Below are 14878 nucleotides of genomic sequence, written 5' to 3'. Positions count from 1 at the left end.
CGCCGCCTTTCACGCGACCCGGGTGTGGCTGGTGGGAACGGGTTTGGCAAGCTCTTAGCCCGTGGAAGCACTTCGGCTCATTCTGCTGTTCATCCACCTGATCGGGTTCGCGCTGCTGCTCGGTGGGGCGGTCGCGCAATTCGTGTCGGGGAAGTTCCGGATCAACCCGGCGATCCTGTGGGGGTCGATCATCCAGCTGGTCAGCGGGATCGGGCTGGCGGCGCCGCTGCGCGGTGGCGGCGACGACGAGCCGAGCCCGGTCAAGCTGGGTGTGAAGCTGGTCATCGCGATCCTCATCTTCATCATGGTCTTCATCCCGCGTAAGCGTGCGGACGTGAACAAGGGTCACTTCATCGGCATCATCACGCTGACGCTGGCCAACGCCGCCGTCGCAGTCTTCTGGCGCTGAATTCTCATGTGATTCATAGGGTGGCGTTCTAGGGTTCAATTCCCCTCAGCGCCACCCTCCGGAGTGCCGTCATGACCGCCAGCATCGTCATTCCCACCCACACCGAACGGCGCTGGGAGTCGCTCCGGCGTACGGTCGCCTCCGCTCTCGCCCAGGAAATGCGGCCGGCCGAGGTGATCGTCGTGGTCGACCACAATGCCGCCCTTTTCGCGCGGGCCTCGGCCGAGTTCTCCGGCGTCACTGTGCTGGAGAACGCCTTTGCCCGCGGCGCTTCCGGAAATCGCAACACCGGCGCCTTTCACGCCCGTTCGGAGTTCATCGCCTTTCTGGACGACGACACCGTGGCCCACCCGGGCTGGCTCGGCCGTCTCGCCGTGCAGTTCACCGACCCGGCCGTGGTCGGCGCCGGCGGCAGCATCCGGCCCGCCTGGGAACGCGACCGGCCGACCTGGATGCCCGATGAACTGCTCTGGACCGTCGGCGTGTCGTACGAGGGAATGCCCACCTCGGTCGCCGAGATCCGCAATGTGTGGTCGGCGAGCATGATGGTGCGCCGGGAGGCTTTCGTGGCGGTCGGCGGTTTCCGGGCCGGATTCGGGAAACTGGGTGAGCGGAACCGGCCCGAGGACACCGAATTGTGCCTGCGGATCAGCGCCGAGACCGGTGGCCGCTGGATGTACGTGCCGGAATCGGTCATCGAGCACGACGTGCCGGTCGACCGCAGCACGTTCCGTTTCTTCCTGCGCCGTTGTTACGCCGAAGGGCGCGGAAAGGTGCAGATGTCGGCTCTGCTGCCGCGCGCGCAGAAACTCGGAACGGAACGGAACTATCTGCGCCGGATCCTGCCGCGGGCCGTCGCCCGTGATCTGGCCGCCGCCACCATGGGCCGCGGCGGTTTTCACGCGTTGCGGGCCGCCACTGTCGTCGCGGCGGTCGTCGCGGCCGGTTTCGGCGGGGGAGTGGAGACATTGGCGCAGACTCCACCGAGAGGTTGATCACGCGTAACCCCGGCTCCTTAGCGTCCAGCCTCATGAGAAAGACGGTCGCTAATGTTCTCGCCGCCTCCGGCGCGCTTGCTCTGACTCTCACCCTCACCGGCACCGCCAACGCCGGCGGCCACTACATTTCCAAGCCCACCCTCACCGGTTTCGCCTCGTTGCCGGCGGCCACCTTCGTGCCCGGCAGCGAGCCGTCGGGTGCGCAGGCCTCCGGCAACACCAACGGCTTCACGCTGCCCTTCGCCGACCAGCCCATCCAGGGCTTCTCCGGCATCGCCGACAACGGCGACGGCACCTTCGACGTGCTCTCCGACAACGGATACGGCACGCAGGCCAGCTCGGCCGACTTCCTGCTCCGCGTCCAGCGGCTGGCGCCCGTCTTCACGACGAACAAGGTCGACGTGCTCGGCGGGATCAATCTCACGGACCCCAGTGGGTACGTCCCGTGGAAGCTCACCCGCGAGGACCGGGTGCTCACCGGCGCCGACTTCGACGTCGAGTCCATCGTGAAGGGTGACGACGGCTCGTACTGGATCGGCGACGAGTTCGGCCCGTACCTGCTGAACTTCGACCGTGCCGGCCGCCTGCTGCGCGCGCCGATCGCCCTCGACGGCGTCGTCGCCCCCGAGACCGCCGCCCGCACCGGCGTCACCGCGACCGCCCGCAGCAGCAAGGGCTTCGAGGGCATGGCCGCCTCACCCGACGGCCGCTACCTTTACCCGCTGCTGGAGGGCACCGTCACCGGTGACCCGGCCGGCCAGCTGCGCCTGAACGAGTTCGACCGCCGCGCCGCCAAGTACACCGGCAAGCGCTACGTCTACCAGCTCGACAATCCGGACAACGCGATCGGCGACGCCATCGCCGTCGACAAGGACCGCTTCCTGGTCATCGAGCGCGACAACGGCCAGGGCGCCACGGCCGTCTTCAAGCGGATCTACGTGGCCGACAAGCGCGACCGCAACCGCGACGGCCTGATGGACAAGACCCTGCTGGTCGACCTGATGAACATCTCGAACCCGCGCAAGCTCGGCGGTTTCGCGACCACGTTCACCTTCCCGTTCCAGACCATCGAGGACGTCGTCATCCTCGACAACAAGACGATCGCCGTCCTGAACGACAACAACTTCCCGTTCTCCTCGGGCCGTACGGCCGGTGTCGCCGACAACAACGAGTGGATCAGCATCGCCCTGCCGAAGTCGCTCGACGTCGACAAGCGCGTCCTCAAGTAGCTTGCTTTCGGCCGTACGGGGTCAGATGCGCTGGTTGATCCGCAGCATGTTGCCGGCTGGATCGCGGAAGGCGCAGTCCCGGACCCCGTACGGCTGATCGATCGGCTCCTGGAGCACGTCGCCGCCCGCGGCCCTGACCCGCTCGAAGGCCGCGTCGACGTCGTCCGCGCTCAGCACGACCCCTTTGAGCAACCCTTTGGCCAGCAGCTCGGCCATGGCCCGCCGATCCTCGTCGGAGGCGTTGGGGTCGGCGATGAGCGGTTCGAGCACGATGCTCACCTCGGGCTGCGACGTCGATCCGAGGCTGACCCACCGCATCCCCTCGAACCCGGCGTCGCTGCGCACTTCGAGTCCGAGCGCGTCCCGGTAGAAGGTCAGCGCCCGGTCGTGGTCGTCCACCGCGATGAAGCAGGTCGAAAGCGTGATGTCCATGCGGTCACGCTAGGCGCCGCCGCCCCGCCCCGGCTTCTCCGTTCCTGACCGGCCTGGTGTAGATCTTCGCGATGCACGCCGGGATGCCCTGGTCGTCATGGTCGCGGGCGCGATAGGCGCTGGGGCTCTCCCCGACGAGCTCGGTGAACCGCGAGCTGAACGACCCGAGCGACGTACAGCCCACGGCGAAGCAGACGTCGGTGACCGACATGTCCCCGCGCCGGAGGAGCGCTTTGGCCCGCTCGATGCGCCGGGTCATGAGATAGCTGTACGGCGTCTCCCCGAACGCGCGGCGAAAACAGCGCGAGAAATGCCCGGGCGACATCAACGCCACCCGAGCCAGAGCGGGCACATCAAGAGGCTGCGCGTAGTCACGGTCCATGACATCCCGGGCCCGCCGCAGCCGCCGCAGATCCTCCAGCTCCATCCGCCCACCTTATCGATCCCCGGAACCTAGCCTCCTAGGATGCTCAAGGCGAGGTGCGGTCGACCGGATCGTCGGCTCGGCGAGTGGATCGGTAGACCGTGAAGATGTGATGGGCGGCCTTTCTCGAAGGCCTCTTCGCCGCCGGCGCGGGCGACGTGTTCGGCACGGACATCGCTCCAGCGCGTGTAACCGGTGATGGCTGTGATCCTTGTGGGCTGAGGGCCTCTCGGGCAGCCCCCGCAGGGGTGAAAGGCGGGGATAGGCTCGGCTGGTGGCTTCTGTCTCCGTTGCTTGGATCGATCGGCAGTACGACCGGGAGCGCGGTGGGCGTTATGCCGAGCATGTGCTGGCCGGCGCCAAAGAATTCGCCGACTGCTGGGGCGACATCTCGCCGGTGGGATTCGCCTGTGTGGCCTGGCGACTGGCCACCGCTCCGCACCTCGATCCGGGATATGTGCGGCTGCACCGGCGGGTGCTGTCGGCCGAGTGCGTGCGTAACGGGTGGGACGGGTCGTTGACCGTCCACGCTCGACTTGTCGCGCCGTGGCCCGAGGCGCTCGCCGGTGATCAGGTGTGGCAGCAGGACCGTGGGTGGCGCGGGTGGCCCGAGACCTTCGGGCAGTTTCTGCAGCCCTCCCAGCAGGAGCTGAGCCGGGTTCCGCATGTGCGGTCCACCCTTCAGGTCGACGCGCCCGTCGCGCTCGGGCCGCTGCCGGCCGTTCCGGACGGGCCGGGGCCGGCCATGGTCGATCTCGCCGAGCGGGCGGTCACCGTCCTGGCCCGTGAGATCAACGACCTGCTCGGGCCGATGGTCGCCAGGCTGGACGCATGAGACTGCTGAGCGCTCTGCACGCTGACGCCGACCTCGCGGACGCCGTCAGCGATCCCCGGGGGAGTCTTTCGCGGCACGAGCTACTCGGGCGGGCCGCCGCGCTCGCCCGGGAGCTGAGCGGCGCTCAAACCGTTGCCGTGCACGCCACTCCGGGTGTCGAGACCGTCGTCGCGATCACGGCGGCGCTGCTCGCCGGGGTGAAGGCCGTTCCGGTGCCGCCGGACGCGGGGGAGCTCGAGCGGGCGCACATCCTCCGCGACTCCGGCGCCGAACTCATGCTCTCCGACGACCCCGCCGCCGGAGGCGACATCGTCCCCATCACGCGGAACCGGCCGCCCGGCGACGTCCCGGAGGAGCCCGCACCCGAGACGCCCGCCCTTGTCCTCTACACGAGCGGCACCACCGGCCCGCCCAAAGGCGTCGTCCTCTCCCGCGCCGCGCTGGCTGCCGATCTCGACGCCCTCGCCGAGGTGTGGCAGTGGAGCGCCGACGACACTCTCGTGCACGGACTTCCCCTCTTCCACGTTCACGGGCTGGTCCTCGGCGTCCTCGGTCCGCTCCGGCTCGGCTCTCGCCTCGCACACACCGGCAGACCAACACCGCAGATGTACGCCGCCACGCGCGGCACGATGTACTTCGGCGTCCCCACCGTCTGGTCGCGCATCTGCGCCGCCCCGGCCGAAGCACGGGAGCTGCGCGCCGCCCGGCTTCTCGTCTCCGGGAGCGCTCCTCTCCCTGTGCCTGTCTTCGACGACCTGAAGACCCTCACCGGGCAGGCTCCGGTCGAGCGCTACGGCATGACGGAAACCCTCATCACCGTCAGCACCCGGGCCGACGGCGAGCGCCGCCCCGGCCACGTCGGCCTGCCCGTCCCCGGCGTCGAGACGCGCCTGGTCGACGAGGCCGGCGGCATCGGCCACCTTCAGGTGCGCGGGGCGACCCTGTTCGACGGCTACTTCAACCAGCCGCCGCGCCCCGGCGGCTGGTACACCACCGGCGACGTCGCCACGATCGGCCCCGACGGCTGGCACCGCATCGTCGGCCGCGCCTCCACCGACCTCATCAAGACCGGCGGCTACCGGGTCGGCGCCGGCGAGGTCGAGGACGCACTCCTGCTGCATCCCGCGGTCCGCGAGGCCGCCGTCGTCGGCACTCCCCACCCCGACCTCGGGGAGCAGATCACCGCGTACGTCGTCGCCGACTCCGTCCGGGGCGAGGAGCTCACGGCCTTCGTCGCCGAGCGCCTGGCCGCCCACAAACGGCCCCGCGTCGTCCACCTGGTCGGGGAGCTGCCCCGCAACGCGATGGGAAAGGTGCAGAAGGCGGCGCTCAAGAATGCCTAGAGTCGTCCTCATCGCCTACCTGGGCGGCGCCGGCAGCGTCTGGCAGCCGGTACTGGACGAGTTACCCGGCGATGTCGACACCTTCACCTACGACCGTCCCGGCCTCGGTGACGCCCCGCCCCGCCCGGCCCCGAACCCGCCGCTGTCCTACGGCGCCTTCGCCGCCGAGCTGGCGGCCCAGCTTCCCGGCGACGACCGGATCGTCCTCGTAGGGCATTCGTTCGGGTCGCTCATCGCGCGAGCGTTCGCGAGCCGCCATCCCCAGCGGGTCGCCGGCTTCGTCTCCGTGGACGGCTCGCTGCCGCAGCTGAAGCTTCAAGCCGATGGGGAACCGGTGTACGACGGCGGCACCGAACTGGACCTGATCACCGGCCAGGTCGAGATGCTCACGGCCGTGGTCCCCGAGGTGCCGGCCGTGGTTCTCGTCCGCCGCCGCGGCTGGTGGTCGACCGGCCGCCCGCCGCATCCGGCCATCGACGACCTCTGGCACATCAGCCAGCGCCTGCTGGCCGAGCAGTGGTACGCCCCGCTGATCGTCGCCGAGCGCTCCGGTCACCTGATCCCCGACGACCAGCCCGCACTGGTCGCCTACGCGATCGAACTGGTCCTGAGCGGACACACCGACCCGGACGCCACGCGCCTGGCCGACCTGGGCGCGGCGAGAGGGTAAGGCGGAAACAGGGGAGTCGTGGCGCGGCCGCGCGGCAAGCCGTACGTCAGCTTGGACTCCACGATGCGCCTGTTGCCGTCCGTTCGGCGAACGCATCGTCCGAAAGGGGAAACAGGCACAGTCCGCCAAGATCGTTGGGGACGGGCTCGGCCGCTGGGCGAACTTCCGCAGGTCAGCGTGTGGACCCGGCGCGAACGGGGCCGCTGTGGTCACGCTGTGAGAGTTAAGAGATCCCTTAGGTAGCTGTTGACATTGGATCGGACGCGAGGAAGTCTCACCCGCGATTGCGGGAGGTGCATCGTGCAGGTGCCGGCTCCGTTCGAATACGAACGTGCCACCACTGTGGACCATGCCATCGGGCTGTTGGAACGTCTGGGCAGCTCAGCGCGGCTCGTGGCGGGTGGGCACAGCCTCCTGCCGATGATGAAGCTGCGGTTGGCCAACTTCGAGTATCTGATCGACATCAACCCGCTCCACGAGGAGCTGGGTTATATCAGGACAACGGCCGATGACGTACGCATCGGCGCTCTCACCCGGCATCGCGAGCTGCTCGAGTCCGACGAGCTGGCCGCCGCGTTCCCGATCTTCCGGGACGCCGAGCGGGTGATCGCCGACCCGATCGTGCGCAACCGCGGCACGCTGGGCGGCTCCCTCTGCCAGGCCGACCCCTCCGAGGATCTGTCGGCCGTGTGCACCACGCTCGACGCCAGCTGCGTCATCCGCGGCCCCGGCGGGGCCGAGCGTGTCGTGAGCATGGAGGACTTCCACGTCGGGCCGTACGAGACGGCGGTCGGCGACGACGAGATGCTCACCGAGATCCGGATCCCGCTGCGCCCGGGTGGCGGCAGCGCGTACGAGAAGGTCGAGCGCCGCGCCGGCGACTGGGCCGTGGTGAGCGCCGGTGCCGCGGTGTGGCTCGCCCCGGACGGCACCATCGCCGACGCCCGGGTGGGTCTGGCCGCGGTCGGGCCGAACACGACGGGCATCCCGGAGATCTCGGCCGCGCTCACCGGCAACGCGCCCGCCGAGGAGCTGTACGAGCGGGCCGGCGCGATCGCGGCGCGCAGCTGCGATCCGGCCACCGACCAGCGGGGCAGCGCCGAGTACAAGCGGCACCTCGCCAACGAGCTGACCAGGCGGACCCTGCGTAGGGCAGTAGAGCGGGCGAGGAGCTGACATGCAGGTCACGATGACCGTCAACGACGTCGAGGTCACCCGGGAGATCGAGGGGCGCCTGCTGCTCGTGCACTTCCTGCGCGACACCCTCGGCCTGACCGGCACCCACTGGGGCTGCGACACCAGCAACTGCGGCACCTGCGTGGTCTGGCTCGACGGCGAGCCCGTCAAGTCGTGCACCGTGCTGGCCGCGATGGCCGGGGGCCACGAGGTGCGTACCGTCGAAGGCCTGGCCAAGGGCGCCGAGCTCGACCCCATCCAGGAGGGCTTCCGGCAGTGCCACGGCCTGCAGTGCGGCTTCTGCACGCCGGGCATGATGATGACCTGCCGGGCCCTGCTCGACAAAAATCCCGACCCGACCGACGCCGAGATCCGCGAGGCCATCTCCGGCCAGATCTGCCGGTGCACCGGGTATTCGACAATCATTCGTTCGGTGCGCTGGGCTTCCGTGCACGAGGCGAAGGAGGCGGCTGACGCATGACCGCCGTACAGGAACCGAAGCTCACCACCTTCGACGACAACGACCAGAAGCCGGTCGGCTACGGCCGGATGCTGCGCAAGGAGGACCCGCGGCTGCTGCGCGGCCGGGGCCGCTTCACCGACGACGTGCAGCTGCCGGGCATGCTGCACCTGGCCATCCTGCGCTCGCCGTTCGCCCACGCGAAGATCGTCAGCATCGACACCAGCGCCGCCGAGGCCGCGCCGGGCGTGCGGGCCGTGGTCACCGGCGCCGCCCTGGCCGAGCAGGGCCTGGCCTGGATGCCGACCCTCTCCAACGACGTGCAGGCCGTGCTGGCCACCGACAAGGTGCGCTTCCAGGGCCAGGAGGTCGCGTTCGTCGTGGCCGACGACCGCTACCAGGCCCGCGACGCGCTCGAGCTCATCGACGTCGAGTACGACGTGCTCGACCCGGTCATCGACGTCCGCAAGGCGCTCGCGCCGGATGCCCCGCTGATCCGCGACGACCTCGAGGGCAAGGCCGACAACCACTGCTTCGACTGGGAGACCGGCGACGAGGACGCCACCGCGGCCGTCTTCGCCAAGGCCGACGTCGTCGTCGAGACCGACGTGGTCTACCCGCGTGTGCACCCGGCGCCCATGGAGACCTGCGGCGCGGTCGCCGACTTCGACCCGATCGAGGGCAAGCTGCGGCTGTGGTCGACCACCCAGGCCCCGCACGCCCACCGCACCCTCTACGCGATCGTGGCCGGCCTGCCCGAGCACAAGATCCAGGTGATCGCGCCCGACATCGGCGGCGGCTTCGGCAACAAGGTGCCGATCTACCCGGGCTATGTCTGCGCGATCGTCGCCTCCATCGTCACCGGCAAGCCGGTGAAGTGGATGGAGGACCGGTCGGAAAACCTGATCAGCACCGGGTTCGCCCGCGACTACATCATGCGCGGCGAGATCGCGGCCACGCGTGACGGCAAGATCCTGGCCATCCGGACGAACGTGCTGGCCGACCACGGCGCCTTCAACGGCACCGCGGCCCCGGTCAAATATCCGGCCGGTTTCTTCGGCGTCTTCACCGGCAGCTACGACATCGAGGCCGCGTACTGCAAGATGACAGCGGTCTACACGAACAAGGCGCCGGGCGGCGTGGCGTACGCCTGCAGTTTCCGCATCACCGAGGCCGTCTACCTGGTCGAGCGCATCGTCGACACGCTCGCCTACGAGCTCGGCATGGACCCGGCCGAGCTGCGGCTGAAGAACTTCATCCAGCCCGAGCAGTTCCCGTACGAGACCAAGACCGGCTGGGTGTACGACTCGGGCAACTACGAGCCGACGATGCGCCTGGCCATGGACATCGCCGGGTACGCCGAGCTGCGCAAGGAGCAGGAGGAGAAGCGGGCCCGGGGCGAGCTCATGGGCATCGGCATCGCCTTCTTCACCGAGGCCGTCGGCGCCGGCCCGCGCAAGAACATGGACATCCTCGGCCTCGGCATGGCCGACGGCTGCGAGCTGCGGGTGCATCCGACGGGCAAGGCGGTCGTACGGCTGTCCGTGAAGACGCAGGGGCAGGGCCACGAGACCACGTTCGCGCAGATCGTGGCCGAGGAGATCGGCATCCCGCCGGCCGACATCGAGGTCGTGCACGGCGACACCGACCAGACCCCGTTCGGCCTGGGCACCTACGGCAGCCGCTCGACGCCGGTCTCCGGCGCCGCGGCCGCGCTGGTGGCCCGCAAGGTGCGCGACAAGGCCCAGATCATCGCCTCGGCCATGCTCGAGGTGACGGTGGCCGACCTCGAATGGGAGAAGGGCACGTTCCAGGTCAAGGGCGACCCGGGCAAGTCCGTCACCATCCAGCAGATCGCCATGCGGGCCCACGGGGCCGGTGACCTGCCGGACGGCATCGAGGGCGGCCTCGAGGCGCAGATCTGCTACAACCCGTCGAACCTCACGTACCCCCACGGGGCGTACATCTGCGTCGTCGACATCGACCCGGGAACCGCGCAGGTCAAGGTGCGGCGCTTCATCGCGGTGGACGACTGCGGCACCCGGATCAACCCGATGATCATCGAGGGTCAGGTGCACGGCGGCCTCACCGACGGCGTCGGCATGGCGCTGATGGAGATGATCGCGTTCGACGAGGACGGCAACTGCCTCGGCGCCTCGCTCATGGACTATCTGATCCCGACGTCGCTCGAGGTGCCCGACTGGGAGACCGGCTATACGGTCACGCCGTCGCCGCACCACCCGATCGGCGCCAAGGGCGTGGGGGAGTCGGCCACCGTCGGCTCGCCGCCGGCCATCGTCAACGCGGTGGTCGACGCTCTCAAACCCTTCGGTGTACGCCACGCCGACATGCCGCTGACTCCCTCGCGCGTCTGGGACGCGATGCGGGGACAGGCAACGCCTCCGATCTAGGGAACAGCTGTGCTGATCGCGGAACGCGCGAAAGAACTGACGAACGAGCGCCGCCCGTTCGTGCACGCCACCGTCGTCCGCGCCCAGGAACCCACCTCGGCGCGGCCCGGCGACGACGCGGTCATCCTCGCCGACGGCTCCATCGAGGGGTTCGTCGGCGGGGTGTGCGCCGAGGGCTCGGTGCGGCAGGCCGCGCTCGACTCGCTGCGCGACGGCAACACCGTCCTGCTGCGGGTGCTGCCGGAGGAGTCGGCGCCGTTCCCGGAGACGCCGGGAGCGCTCGTGGTGGTCAACCCGTGCCACTCGGGCGGGGCGCTGGAGATCTTCCTGCGGCCGATGCTGCCCAAGCCCCTGGTCGGGGTGGCCGGCACCACCCCCATCGGCACGGCCGTCCGCGAGCTGGCCGCCTTCCTCGACTTCGAGGTCACGCCCTCGGGCTCCTACGCGGGGGCCTCGGCGGTCGTGGTCGCGGGTCTCGGCCGCGACGAGGAGCAGCAGATCCACGCGGCGCTGGAGGCCGGGGTGCCGTACATCGGCCTGGTCTCCAGCCACAAGCGGGGCGCGGCCGTGCTCGAGGCGATGCGGCTGACCGGCGAGGAGCGGTCGCGGGTCCACGCGCACGCCGGGATCGACATCGGCGCCCGTACGCCCAAGGAGATCGCCCTGTCGATCCTGGCCGAGATCGTGGGCGAGGTGCGGCGCGGAAATGCCGCCTCCGCCACGACCGTGGAGGCGCCACGCCAGGCCGTCGATCCGGTCTGCGGGATGACGGTCCTGATCGGTGAGAACACCCCGCACGCCGTCGTCGACGGGCAGGACCACTGGTTCTGCTGCACCGGGTGCCGGGACAGGTACACGGCTTGAGCGTCACGGGCCTGGTCCTCGCGGCCGGCGGCTCGCTGCGGCTCGGCGAGGCCAAGCAGCTGCTGCCGTACCGCGGGCGGACCCTGCTCGACGCCACCCTCGACATGGCGCGCGCCTGCGGCTTCGACGAGCTGCTGGTGACCCTCGGCGGATCCGCGGCCGAGGTGCGCTCCCGCGTTGACCTCACCGGATGCACGGTGATCGACAACGCCGCGTTCTCGTCCGGCTGCGGCTCCTCAATCCGCTCCGGAGCCGCAGCCGTGACGACAAACGCCCTCGTCCTCCTGCTGGGCGACCAGCCCGGGGTCTCGCCGTCCTCAGTGGACGCCCTACTGGCCGCGCCGACGCCGCTGGCGGTCTGCCGCTACGACGACGGCCTCGGCCACCCGTTCCTGTTCCGCCGCCCCGTCTTCCCGGATCTGCTCGACCTGCACGGCGACAAGGCGGTGTGGAAGCTGCTCCACTCGGGCCGCCATCCGGTCACCGAGGTGCCGGTCGCCGGCCCGGTGCCGATCGACGTCGACACGGCGGCCGACTACCAACGCCTCCTGGAGTCATCGTGAACTCGCCCGAGGACGTGCGGCAGCGGCTCGACGCGGTCGACTACCTCGTCGACGACGGCCTGGCCATGGCCGTGTTCCTGGCCCTGCGCCTGGGCAAGCCGCTGCTGCTCGAAGGCGAGCCGGGCGTGGGCAAGACGGCCGCGGCCAAGGCGCTGGCCGCCGCGCTGTCCACCGACTTCATCCGGTTGCAGTGCTACGAGGGGCTCACCGCCGGCGAGGCCCTCTACGAGTGGAACTATCAGCGTCAGCTCCTGGCCATCCGTCTGGCCGAGGCACGGCAGGAGAAGATCGGCGACGCCGACCTGTTCACGGCCGAGTTCCTTCAGGAAAGACCGATCCTGAGGGCCGTACGTCACGACGGCCGCACCCCACCGGTCCTGCTGATCGACGAGATCGACCGCGCCGACGACGAATTCGAGGCGCTGCTCTTCGAGTTCCTGGGCGAGGCCGCGATCACCGTCCCCGAGTTGGGGACCTTCACGGCCGTACGCCCACCGATCGTCGTCCTCACCTCCAACCGCAGCCGCGAGTTGCACGACGCCCTGCGCCGCCGCTGCCTCTACCACTGGATCGAGTTCCCGCCGCCGTCGTTCGCGGCCGAGATCGTCCGCCGCTCGGTGCCCGGCGCGTCGGCGCCGCTGATCCGCAGCGCCACCGAGTTCATCGGCCGGGCCCGCCGCCTCGAGCTCGACAAGGCGCCCGGCCTGGCCGAGACCATCGACTGGGTGTCGGCCCTGACCGCCCTGGGCGTCACCGACCTGGTCCCCTCCGACGTCGTCACCACGATCGGCACGATCGCCAAGACGCCCGACGACCGGATCGCCGTCGCCCGCCTTGCCACTGAGGAGCCCTCATGAAGATCACCAACGAGTTCACGGTCCACACCCCGATCGACCGCGCCTGGCAGGCGCTGACGGACCTCGAGGGCATCGCCCCCTGCATGCCCGGCGCCCAGCTGACCGGCGTCGAGGGCGACGTCTACAAGGGCAAGGTGAAGGTGAAGGTGGGCCCGGTCATCTCCGAGTTCGCGGGCACGGCCCAGTTCACCGAGAAGGACGACAAGGCCTACCGTGCCGTCATCGACGCCAAGGGCCGCGACGCCCGCTCCGCCGGCAACGCGGCCGCCCTGGTCACCGCGGTCCTCTCCCCGTCCGGCGACGACAGCACCGTGGTCAGCGTCGACACCGACCTGAAGATCAGCGGCAAACTGGCCCAGTTCGGCAGCGGCATGATCAAGGAAGTGTCGAGCAAGCTCCTGACCCAGTTCGTCACCAACCTGGAAGCGAAGCTGGCCGCCGACGCCGCAGCCGCCTCCACAGCGCCGCCCGCCGCCTCAGCCACCTCGCCGGCCGCGCCGGATGCCGCCTCGTCCACCGCGCCGGATGCCGCCGCCTCTTCATCCGCTGCCGACGCCGCAGCCGCTGGCGACACCACCCTTTCCGCCGAAACCAACACCTCGCCGGCCGAGCTCACCGCCACCGCCTCAGCGGCGGCGGTCGAGACCGCCGCCGAGACCAGCGTTTCCCCGGCCGCCGTCGACCCCGCCCTGAGCCCCGCAGCCGCCGGGGAGCCGGCCGGCCACGCCCTGAACGGCCGGGCCCCGACTTCGGCGGCGGCCGCCGTGGCCACGCCGTCGGCCGTCGCCTCCTCGCCCACCTCCGCCGCACTCGCCCCCTCGGGCTCTGCCGCGCCTGCCACCTCTGCGACGCCCGCTGGCATCGTTGAAGCCGAGCCGCTCGATCTGCTGGAGTTGGCCGGTGGGTCAATCTACAAGCGGCTCATCCCGGTGGCGGTCGGCGCGGTGGTCGTCGGCGCCGTCATCGCCTGGGTCATTGCCCGCCGCTGATCCCCGCCCGGCGCCCGGCGCGCGCCCCGTGATCCTGCGGGGAACGGATCGGGCCGCCTTTGCGGTGGCCTTCGTGGAGCGGCTGCGGCGTGCCGGAGTCGGGGCCGGACTCACCGAGACGGGTGACCTCGTGCACGCCCTCGAGGTCAGCCCGCCCGTGTCCGTGGAAGCTCTCTATTGGACGGCGCGGGTCGCCATCGTACGGCGTCATGGTGATCTGGAGGCCTTCGACCGGGTCTTCCGGGCCGTCTTCGACGAGGCGCCGCCGCTGCCGTTGACCCGTGGTGCCGTACCACCGAGCAAGCGTGACGATGTGCACCTGGCCGTGCCGCACGGGGTTGACGAAGCGGCGTCCGGCGGCGGGCTGCCGTGGGCGACGCTGCCACCCGTCGTCGCCGCGGCCGAGCCCAGCGATTCGCCGCTGCACACGCCCGAGCGGCGGCCCAGCGCCCTCGCCGCCCTGGCCGAGCTTCCGTTCGAGGAGCTTGATCCGGAGGAGCTCGCGGCGCTCGGTGATGCCCTGCGCGCCGGTCTCGCCCGCTGGCCGACCCGCCGCACCCGCCGCCACGCCGTCGACCCCGCCGGGCGCCGGATCGCCCTGCGCCCCACCATCGCCCGCGCCCGCCGGACGGCCTGGGAGCCGGTGACCGTGGTGCGGCAGCGGCCGGTCCGCCGTCCCCGCCGGGCCGTGCTGATCTGCGACGTCAGCGAGTCGATGCGCGCGCAGGCCGCCGCCTATCTGCACATGATGCGGGCCTTCACCCTGGTCGCCGACGCCGAGGTGTTCGCCTTCGCCACCTCCCTGACCCGGCTCACCCCGGCCCTGCGCCGCACCTCGGCCCAGGAGGCCATGGCGCACGCCACCGACGCGGTGGGCGACCGTTTCGGCGGTACCCGGATCGCCACCAACCTGAGCGCGCTGCTCGACTCCCACCACGGCAACACGCTGCGCGGCGCCCTGGTCATCGTCGCCTCCGACGGCTGGGACAGCGACCCGCCCGCCCGCATGACCGCCGCGATGGCCCGGCTGCGCCGTCGCGCCCATCAGGTCCTGTGGCTGAATCCGCGCGCGGGCGCGCCCGGCTTCGCCCCCAAGGTCGCCGGAATGGCCGCCGCCCTCCCGTACTGCGACCACCTGCTGCCGGCCGCCACCTTCGCCGACCTGTCAGCGGCCGTCCGGATCCTGACCCGCGGCTGAAGAGGCGCCCGCCCGATCTC

16 protein-coding genes are annotated in these 14878 nt (G+C 70.6%); 14 read left to right on the top strand and 2 right to left on the bottom strand.

What is annotated here, in order from left to right; translation table 11 throughout:
* Nucleotides 1–61: 61 nt before the first annotated feature.
* The 3 genes from ACQP2X_RS33415 (at nt 62) to ACQP2X_RS33405 (ending at nt 2636) form a co-directional block, all read left to right on the top strand.
* Nucleotides 62–409, top strand: coding sequence for a hypothetical protein (locus ACQP2X_RS33415; protein ID WP_498688729.1), 348 nt, complete (start codon nt 62–64; stop codon nt 407–409).
* Nucleotides 410–480: 71 nt separating this feature from the next.
* Nucleotides 481–1404 carry a glycosyltransferase family 2 protein gene (locus tag ACQP2X_RS33410; RefSeq protein ID WP_498688728.1) on the top strand — a complete coding sequence of 308 codons (924 nt, stop codon included), beginning with the start codon at nt 481–483 and terminating at the stop codon, nt 1402–1404.
* 35 nt (nt 1405–1439) lie between these two features.
* Entirely contained in the window at nt 1440–2636 is a 1197-nt protein-coding gene (locus tag ACQP2X_RS33405; protein WP_498688727.1) for an esterase-like activity of phytase family protein, read from the top strand.
* A gap of 21 nt (nt 2637–2657) precedes the next feature.
* Here the strand turns inward: ACQP2X_RS33405 and ACQP2X_RS33400 are convergent, their stop codons facing one another.
* Both ACQP2X_RS33400 and ACQP2X_RS33395 read right to left on the bottom strand, forming a co-directional pair.
* Nucleotides 2658–3068, bottom strand: coding sequence for a VOC family protein (locus tag ACQP2X_RS33400; RefSeq protein WP_498688726.1), 411 nt, complete (start codon nt 3066–3068; stop codon nt 2658–2660).
* A gap of 4 nt (nt 3069–3072) precedes the next feature.
* Nucleotides 3073–3495, bottom strand: a complete 423-nt coding sequence (locus ACQP2X_RS33395) for a helix-turn-helix transcriptional regulator (protein ID WP_498688724.1) — start codon at nt 3493–3495, stop codon at nt 3073–3075.
* A 271-nt stretch (nt 3496–3766) separates the two neighbouring features.
* Here ACQP2X_RS33395 and ACQP2X_RS33390 point away from each other — a divergent pair, with 271 nt between their 5' ends.
* The 11 genes from ACQP2X_RS33390 (at nt 3767) to ACQP2X_RS33340 (ending at nt 14858) form a co-directional block, all read left to right on the top strand.
* Complete coding sequence (locus ACQP2X_RS33390; protein WP_498688722.1) at nt 3767–4327, top strand: hypothetical protein; 561 nt, start codon at nt 3767–3769, stop codon at nt 4325–4327.
* Nucleotides 4324–5670, top strand: a complete 1347-nt coding sequence (locus ACQP2X_RS33385; protein ID WP_498688720.1) for an acyl-CoA synthetase — start codon at nt 4324–4326, stop codon at nt 5668–5670. The genes ACQP2X_RS33390 and ACQP2X_RS33385 overlap by 4 nt, the downstream gene beginning before the upstream one ends.
* The gene (locus tag ACQP2X_RS33380) at nt 5663–6340 is read left to right on the top strand and encodes an alpha/beta fold hydrolase (RefSeq protein ID WP_498688719.1); all 678 of its coding nucleotides are present in this window, start codon (nt 5663–5665) and stop codon (nt 6338–6340) included. The genes ACQP2X_RS33385 and ACQP2X_RS33380 overlap by 8 nt, the downstream gene beginning before the upstream one ends.
* A gap of 300 nt (nt 6341–6640) precedes the next feature.
* Nucleotides 6641–7516: an FAD binding domain-containing protein gene (locus ACQP2X_RS33375; protein WP_498688717.1), complete on the top strand. Its 876-nt coding sequence runs from the start codon at nt 6641–6643 to the stop codon at nt 7514–7516.
* A 1-nt stretch (nt 7517) separates the two neighbouring features.
* Nucleotides 7518–7997, top strand: coding sequence for a (2Fe-2S)-binding protein (locus ACQP2X_RS33370; RefSeq protein WP_498653159.1), 480 nt, complete (start codon nt 7518–7520; stop codon nt 7995–7997).
* Nucleotides 7994–10387, top strand: coding sequence for an aerobic carbon-monoxide dehydrogenase large subunit (locus tag ACQP2X_RS33365; protein WP_498688714.1), 2394 nt, complete (start codon nt 7994–7996; stop codon nt 10385–10387). Before ACQP2X_RS33370 ends, ACQP2X_RS33365 begins: the two co-directional genes overlap by 4 nt.
* A gap of 9 nt (nt 10388–10396) precedes the next feature.
* Complete coding sequence (locus ACQP2X_RS33360) at nt 10397–11251, top strand: XdhC family protein (protein WP_498688712.1); 855 nt, start codon at nt 10397–10399, stop codon at nt 11249–11251.
* Complete coding sequence (locus ACQP2X_RS33355; RefSeq protein WP_498688708.1) at nt 11248–11814, top strand: nucleotidyltransferase family protein; 567 nt, start codon at nt 11248–11250, stop codon at nt 11812–11814. Before ACQP2X_RS33360 ends, ACQP2X_RS33355 begins: the two co-directional genes overlap by 4 nt.
* A complete protein-coding gene (locus ACQP2X_RS33350) occupies nt 11811–12671 on the top strand; it encodes an AAA family ATPase (protein ID WP_498688706.1) in 861 nt (286 codons plus the stop codon). The genes ACQP2X_RS33355 and ACQP2X_RS33350 overlap by 4 nt, the downstream gene beginning before the upstream one ends.
* A complete protein-coding gene (locus ACQP2X_RS33345; protein ID WP_498688704.1) occupies nt 12668–13660 on the top strand; it encodes an SRPBCC family protein in 993 nt (330 codons plus the stop codon). The genes ACQP2X_RS33350 and ACQP2X_RS33345 overlap by 4 nt, the downstream gene beginning before the upstream one ends.
* 73 nt (nt 13661–13733) lie before the next feature.
* Nucleotides 13734–14858 carry a vWA domain-containing protein gene (locus ACQP2X_RS33340; RefSeq protein WP_498688702.1) on the top strand — a complete coding sequence of 375 codons (1125 nt, stop codon included), beginning with the start codon at nt 13734–13736 and terminating at the stop codon, nt 14856–14858.
* Nucleotides 14859–14878 lie beyond the last annotated feature (20 nt).

This window comes from Actinoplanes sp. CA-131856, from assembly GCF_050956135.1.
GTDB lineage: Bacteria > Actinomycetota > Actinomycetes > Mycobacteriales > Micromonosporaceae > Actinoplanes.
This window is presented reverse-complemented; position numbering and strand designations above follow the sequence as displayed.

Excerpts from the sequence above, each read along its gene's own strand:
- ACQP2X_RS33370 (WP_498653159.1), top strand. The coding sequence starts at position 7,518 with ATGCAGGTCACGATGACCGTCAACGACGTCGAGGTCACCCGGGAGATC.
- ACQP2X_RS33385 (WP_498688720.1), top strand. The coding sequence starts at position 4,324 with ATGAGACTGCTGAGCGCTCTGCACGCTGACGCCGACCTCGCGGACGCC.
- ACQP2X_RS33365 (WP_498688714.1), top strand. The coding sequence starts at position 7,994 with ATGACCGCCGTACAGGAACCGAAGCTCACCACCTTCGACGACAACGAC.
- ACQP2X_RS33400 (WP_498688726.1), bottom strand. The coding sequence starts at position 3,068 with ATGGACATCACGCTTTCGACCTGCTTCATCGCGGTGGACGACCACGAC.
- ACQP2X_RS33410 (WP_498688728.1), top strand. The coding sequence starts at position 481 with ATGACCGCCAGCATCGTCATTCCCACCCACACCGAACGGCGCTGGGAG.
- ACQP2X_RS33405 (WP_498688727.1), top strand. The coding sequence starts at position 1,440 with ATGAGAAAGACGGTCGCTAATGTTCTCGCCGCCTCCGGCGCGCTTGCT.
- ACQP2X_RS33345 (WP_498688704.1), top strand. The coding sequence starts at position 12,668 with ATGAAGATCACCAACGAGTTCACGGTCCACACCCCGATCGACCGCGCC.
- ACQP2X_RS33380 (WP_498688719.1), top strand. The coding sequence starts at position 5,663 with ATGCCTAGAGTCGTCCTCATCGCCTACCTGGGCGGCGCCGGCAGCGTC.
- ACQP2X_RS33395 (WP_498688724.1), bottom strand. The coding sequence starts at position 3,495 with ATGGAGCTGGAGGATCTGCGGCGGCTGCGGCGGGCCCGGGATGTCATG.